The organism is Arthrobacter sp. MDT2-34-1 (genome assembly GCF_059091365.1).
In genome coordinates this window covers 1-387 of the sequence record NZ_JBNHGO010000173.1, presented here as the reverse complement: position 1 = coordinate 387, position 387 = coordinate 1, and the positions used below count along the sequence as shown (strand labels likewise).

Genomic DNA, 387 nt, shown 5'->3' with positions numbered 1-387 from the left:
ACGGGAGTCAGGTCCGGCTTGGTCTCCACCTTGAGGTCGAGTGCCTTGAACCGTGACATCGTCTGGGCGTCGACGGCATCCGCCATAACGTGGGCCAGCCGGAGGTCATCGTTGTAGCTCTGAACGAGTGTCATGCCTTTCAACTTATCGTTATTTTGCCTGCAGGCAGGGAATTGGCACTGTCCCAGCGTATTTCCAACTCCGCTGCCCACAATAGATAGCGGGAACGGAATTGCACTCCGGCCCTTGGCAGGAAGATGTTCACGAAGCTTCGAAGGGAGGTGGCGACGATGGCTGGTGACTACTTTCACGGCATGGAAACGCTGCGGGGCCCCCTCATGCCGTCACGGAAGAACTGGTTCTGGCGGCTGATCGACTGGCTTTCGG

At 58.1% G+C, this 387-nt stretch carries 1 pseudogene; it reads right to left on the bottom strand.

The features are described 5' to 3' along the window. Positions 1 to 134: pseudogene (locus AC5RVV_RS18230) on the bottom strand (histidinol phosphatase); the annotation flags it as partial. Between the last annotated feature and the right edge of the window lie 253 nt (positions 135 to 387).